The sequence below is a fragment of the Bifidobacterium sp. genome (assembly GCF_050874245.1).
Classification (GTDB): Bacteria; Actinomycetota; Actinomycetes; order Actinomycetales; family Bifidobacteriaceae; genus Bifidobacterium.
Genome location: NZ_JBNMKH010000111.1, coordinates 1 through 4,629 on the forward strand (window position 1 = coordinate 1; position 4,629 = coordinate 4,629).

The following is a 4,629-nucleotide window of genomic DNA, read 5'->3' on the forward strand; positions in this document are numbered from 1 at the left end:
ATTCCAACTTCTGGAATCCAGCCCACAAACGTTTTCATGGTCATGCGATGGCATGCGCCATGAAAGCTAGCTATCTGCCGCTATTTTCTTTGTGTCGGAGCGAGCGGCGGACGGACTGCAGCATCGTCAGCGCGCGATAGAAGCCCTTCTTGATTGGAACGTCGCGTCCCGGCGCGACTGGCGTGATGTCTTCGGTGAATTTGGTCTTGAATACGTTCAGGCCTTTTAGGGATGGCGCGAAATCGTTGCCGATGCCCATGAGGTCATATTCGGTGATGCCCTGTTTTCCAAGAATGCAGCACTCATTGTAGAGCAGCTTGTCCGTGACGTGAGAACGCATGGCATCGGTGTGCATGCTGGCGTAATAGCGTACGGCATGGGTGCCATTGATGGTGACGATGGACCAGGAGGTCACGCGTCCACCATCGCGCGCGGCGAATAGACGGCAATGTTTTGGCCCCAACGCCACAAGCATGTCGGTGTAGTCCTGTGCCGGGGCTGGTGTGAAGCCATCGCGTTTTCCGGTTTCAACCATGAGCTCGTAGTACTGCGAGAAATCCTTGGTCGCAAGCTCAGTCTCATCTGAGCAATCGGCGGTGCATTCACGTAGTGATTTGCGTACGTCTCGGCGGCCGCGCTTCTTCATACGGCTGATGATTTCGTCATCTCCACCGGTGACGTCGATGACTACGGTTTCGTTATAGGGGACGGTGGAAAGCACGGGAACGGTGCCTTCGTCATCCCATAGGTCGATACGAAGAAAAACGATGTTCTTATCTTTTCTTCTCACCTCATCGACCAACGCCTGCCGCACTTGATGCTCAAGCTCGGGAGACGGTTTCGCTACCCACGATGGTCCATGTACGGAACGAAGGTAATGGTATCCGTGCGTTTCAAAGTCGATAAGGGAAATGAAGGCGATTGCTTCACCATCCTGTTCGATGATGTATGCGCCCCATGGTCTGCGTCCGTCCACGGTTTTCTGGTATTCCGCCCAGATGCCGGTTTGCTCGATCGGCAGGGTGAGGCCGGCTTGTTCGGCCTGTCGTTCCAGGTCATTGAGATTGGCGGGGACGAGAGAAATCATGTTATATCGTTGCTTTCTTGTCTTATTGGATGATTGCCTATTGAAGATCGAACACGCGCTCCACTATACGGTCGTCACCCTCATAGGGGATGTGCTTGCCGTGGTCCTTGAACCAGCGTTCGTTGCCCTTGCCGATGATGAGGATGACGTGCGGACGCCGGGAATCCTTCCGGTCGGCTCCCACCGTGGATTCCACGGCTTCGGCGCGGTCAAGGATGATCCTCACGTCGAGCTTCGGATTGGTGACATGGCCGCGCATGTCCTCGCACACCTGTTCTACCGGTTCGTCGTCGGTGTCCTCGAATGTAAGCACGAGATGGTCGACGCGGTCCTGCGCGGCCTTGACGATCTCCTCGCGGCGGTCGTACGCTTTGTTGCCTGCGGAACCGGTGATGAGCGTGATCTCCGGATTCTTGCTGCCGTAACGCTGGTCCACATAGTCGAGCAGCGCGGTGACGGAAGCGTAGTTGTGCGCGTAATCGACGATGGCGATCGTGTCGGAACGGGTGTCCTTGAAATGCTCCATGCGACCGGCGATCCGCACCGGTTCCATGTCGTGCAGCGCCTTCCGCGCCTGCGACGAATCGAAATCGAAACCGGTGGCACGGGCGATGGCGACCGCTGCGGCGGCGTTCGCGTAGTTGAAATCGCCATCCAATGTCAGGCTCAGCTCCCCGATGGTCGCACCGTCGATGGCGATGGAGAAGCGGCTGTGTTCGGCGTCCGCCGGCTTCGCGACAACATCTGCCGGAGACGTGTCATCGAGCGCGAACGTGGTTACGTCGACTCCCGCGTGCCGCGCATCCTGCCGGATGAGGTCGACATGCGTACAGTCGGCGCCGAGTACAAGGGAACGGCAGTTCTTGACGATCTGACGTTTGCAGTGGAAGTAGTCCTCGAAAGTCGGATGCTCGATCGGGCTGATGTGGTCAGGACTGATATTGAGGAAGGCGGCCACATCGAAAGTGAGTCCGTATACGCGGTCCACCTTGTACGCCTGGGAGGAGACCTCCATGACGAGGTACTCCATGCCGTTATCCACAGCCTTGCGCATCATACGGAACGCATCCATGGATTCCGGAGTGGTCAGATCCGATTCGACATAGGTGTGGCCGTCAAGACAGTTGTCCACCGAGGAGAACAGCGCGCATTTCCCGCCGGAGCATCCGTTCAGCATGGCCTGGGTGAGATACGCGGTGGTGGTTTTGCCCTTGGTACCGGTGATGCCGATGACCTTCAGCCGGTCCTGCGGACGGTCGTAGAATTCAGCCGATAGCAAAGCCATGGCCTTCCGCACGTCATCCACGATGAGGCCCGGAGCCTGGGTAGCGGCGGAGAAGTCGTCTTCCGCCACATAGGCCGCAAGACCATGCTCGTCCACATCTTTCAGATATTCCGCCTTGAAACGGCCTTTGCAGCACAGAAGGGCGCCTGGCTCCACCTTGCGGGTGTCATAGGTGATCGTGGAGAACGGCTTGTCGGCGTTGTCGATGTCGCTCGCGTCGATCGTCCAGACCTCGCCGCGGATGATTTCTCGGAGCAGTCCATGCCTGTCAAGCAGCCGTGCGGCCGATTCCAAAGTCAAAGCCATGTTTCGTGTTCTCCTCATGCATGAGACGTCGAGCGGATACCGAACAGATATTGTACCGGCAGCCATGTGCACGACGTGTGACGCCGGGAAGATACAATGAGGGTGTGACTGAACAACAGACGGAAACCATGGCAAGCCGCCGCGCGCGGTTCGAAAGGCTCGCCATGCCTGTTGTGGATTCGTTATACCGGCAGGCGATGAGATTGACCAACAATCCGGATGACGCGCAGGATCTGGTGCAGGACACGTTCGAGCGTGGATTCAAGGCGTTCGATTCCTTCAAGGAGGGGACGAATTTCGCGGCCTGGATGACCACCATCGAGCGCAACGCCTACTTCAACCAATACGCCAAAGCCAAGCGACGACCGCAACGCGCCAACGATTCCACCGGCGAATACGACGATTGGGACCTGTATTCGGCGTCCGAGCATTCCTCAGAACAGCTCAAATCCGCCGAAGAGGAGTACTTGGACGCGTACGCGCCCGAGGAGATCATGACCGCGCTGAACAAGCTTTCCCCGGAGCGTCGTCAGGTGTTCATCGATGCCGCCATCGACGGCAAGCCATACAGCCAGGTGGCCAAGGAACAAGGTGTGAAAATCGGTACGGTGATGAGCCGCCTCAACCGCGCCAGAACGCAGTTGAAGCGTGAGCTCGCCAATTACGCGAAGGAACGTGGCTATGCCACTGCCGGGAAGGATCGACCATGAGCGAACCAATGGAACGGCATATTTCCATCACTTCGACCAGAACCACCACAGCCGGTGGGAACGGCGTGGTGACACAGGTGACGCATACCAGCGTGCATGTCGTGGCTTCCGGAGATTGTTTCGATCCGGAAACCTGTTGCGACGAGCGGGAACGCGCGCTGATCGCGGCGTTGCGTGCCTATTTGCGGCCCAAGCATGCGCCGCAGAGCCTGATCGACAGGCTTGAAGCGACGTTGGACCATTGCTGCGACGAATGAACGAAGCGCTGATTGCGGCTTCGGATATAGGAGAACCCCGCAGAATCACAGCGATTCTGCGGGGTTCTCGATGCTCTGTAACGCTATTCGCGTTGGCAGGGATCAGGCGTTCGGGCGCTTGCCGTGATTGGCGGCCTTCTTACGACGATCCTTGCGCTTACGTCCGCGCATGCCCATGATTGGACTCCTTTACTTGCGATTAATAAGCCTACGGGATTATCGCACACAAGCGAGACGTTTGCCAAATCGGGTGTCCGCTGTGTGACTCCGGCTTATTCCAACGGGTGATTATATCAGTCAAGCGCGCCGATGAACAGCGAAGTGCTCGAAGTCTCCTTCGGCTTGATGACGATGAGGTCCTTGCCGGTATTGAACGCGTTCGCGTACGCCGTCTGCGGTTCGACCGCCACGCCCGCCGGATGCTTGAACGCCGGGAAGCCGGTTCCGGTGCACACCTGGAACGAGGTGACGGTCTCGTCGCCACCCACGCGCACCTTCTTGCCATCCGCCCGCGTGAACACCGCGGTGACGGTGCCGTCCGAGTCATGCTCCAGATCGGTCCAGGCGTCATCGAACGGCTGCTCGGTAAGCAGCGTGTCCTTGCGCAGGTCGTACTTGGTGCCATCCACCGGTTCGGTACCGGTCGGAATGAGGTTCTCGTTGACGGTGACGTGCGTGCGGCCGGGCAGCGTCAGGCTGCACTTGGCATTGTGGCCGTCGATCTCATCGCCATAGCCGTTCAGACCGTTGGCGAGCCAAGGATGGATGGCCAACGCCCACGGTGCGTCCACATCGCCGTTGTTGAAGGCACTGACGGTCAGGTGCAGGCCATCGTCGGCGAGGCTGTAGGTGGCGGTCACCACGATGTCGAACGGGTATCCGGCCATGTTGGGGGAGCGCCAGGTCAGCGTCACGGCATCCTCGGCGAGCGAGACGAGCTTCCAGTAGGAGCGGTAGCCGTAACCGTGAATGGCGTTGTTGCGC

At 58.5% G+C, this 4,629-nt stretch carries 6 protein-coding genes; 2 read left to right on the top strand and 4 right to left on the bottom strand.

Annotation, left to right across the window (positions count from 1 at the left end):
* Positions 1-70: 70 nt before the first annotated feature.
* On the bottom strand, positions 71-1,087 hold the full coding sequence (locus ACR0P8_RS08735) for a lipid II:glycine glycyltransferase FemX (RefSeq protein ID WP_432624698.1): 1,017 nt from the start codon (positions 1,085-1,087) through the stop codon (positions 71-73).
* 37 nt (positions 1,088-1,124) lie between these two features.
* The gene (locus ACR0P8_RS08740) at positions 1,125-2,678 is read right to left on the bottom strand and encodes a UDP-N-acetylmuramoyl-L-alanyl-D-glutamate--2,6-diaminopimelate ligase (RefSeq protein WP_432624699.1); all 1,554 of its coding nucleotides are present in this window, start codon (positions 2,676-2,678) and stop codon (positions 1,125-1,127) included.
* Between the two features lie 128 nt (positions 2,679-2,806).
* Between ACR0P8_RS08740 and ACR0P8_RS08745 the strand changes: the two genes are divergently transcribed.
* Both ACR0P8_RS08745 and ACR0P8_RS08750 read left to right on the top strand, forming a co-directional pair.
* On the top strand, positions 2,807-3,388 hold the full coding sequence (locus ACR0P8_RS08745) for a sigma-70 family RNA polymerase sigma factor (RefSeq protein WP_432624702.1): 582 nt from the start codon (positions 2,807-2,809) through the stop codon (positions 3,386-3,388).
* On the top strand, positions 3,385-3,645 hold the full coding sequence (locus tag ACR0P8_RS08750; RefSeq protein WP_432624700.1) for a hypothetical protein: 261 nt from the start codon (positions 3,385-3,387) through the stop codon (positions 3,643-3,645). The genes ACR0P8_RS08745 and ACR0P8_RS08750 overlap by 4 nt, the downstream gene beginning before the upstream one ends.
* Before the next feature lie 102 nt (positions 3,646-3,747).
* Here the strand turns inward: ACR0P8_RS08750 and ACR0P8_RS08755 are convergent, their stop codons facing one another.
* Together ACR0P8_RS08755 and ACR0P8_RS08760 are read right to left on the bottom strand one after the other, a co-directional pair.
* Positions 3,748-3,822, bottom strand: coding sequence for a 50S ribosomal protein bL37 (locus tag ACR0P8_RS08755; protein WP_003817083.1), 75 nt, complete (start codon positions 3,820-3,822; stop codon positions 3,748-3,750).
* 116 nt (positions 3,823-3,938) lie between these two features.
* A partial coding sequence (locus tag ACR0P8_RS08760) for an aldose 1-epimerase family protein (RefSeq protein ID WP_432624701.1) occupies positions 3,939-4,629 on the bottom strand: 691 nt, incomplete at its 5' end.

Coding starts and splice junctions, on each gene's coding strand:
- ACR0P8_RS08735 (WP_432624698.1), bottom strand. CDS start 1,087: ATGATTTCTCTCGTCCCCGCCAATCTCAATGACCTGGAACGACAGGCC.
- ACR0P8_RS08740 (WP_432624699.1), bottom strand. CDS start 2,678: ATGGCTTTGACTTTGGAATCGGCCGCACGGCTGCTTGACAGGCATGGA.
- ACR0P8_RS08745 (WP_432624702.1), top strand. CDS start 2,807: ATGGCAAGCCGCCGCGCGCGGTTCGAAAGGCTCGCCATGCCTGTTGTG.
- ACR0P8_RS08750 (WP_432624700.1), top strand. CDS start 3,385: ATGAGCGAACCAATGGAACGGCATATTTCCATCACTTCGACCAGAACC.